Origin of the sequence: Asticcacaulis sp. YBE204, from assembly GCF_000495855.1 — a bacterium.
Classification (GTDB): Bacteria; Pseudomonadota; Alphaproteobacteria; order Caulobacterales; family Caulobacteraceae; genus Asticcacaulis.
On record NZ_AWGF01000052.1, the window covers coordinates 1 to 313 of the forward strand.

General features: G+C 46.3%; 1 protein-coding gene. It reads left to right on the top strand.

Annotated elements, in window-relative coordinates; all coding sequences use genetic code 11:
- Window positions 1-264 (top strand): hypothetical protein (locus AEYBE204_RS40950; RefSeq protein WP_035424093.1); only part of this gene is annotated, 264 nt, incomplete at its 5' end.
- Window positions 265-313: the final 49 nt, after the last annotated feature.

Here is a 313-nt window from a genome sequence, read left to right on the forward strand (position 1 = left end):
GGGTTGAATGGTCGGGTTGATTGGCCCTCCTTTAACCAGCATGTTGGCGCCAGAGCGACAATTGACTGGGTTAATCAGAACTTTATTCAAAATGTCAGATACAGCGCGGAAACCCGGGTCGGCGCGACCGGGGTCTATACCTATCACGATAATACCGTACTAACTGGTTTCAATAATAAAGACGGCGATTACTCTGCCGAGGAGCTGTTTTGGAGCTACATCCAAATTTATAAAAATGGTCAGTGGATCACGGTAGGACGATAACATGAAGAATATTAAAAACTTTCAGCTCGGCGAGCCAAAAACACCGGAG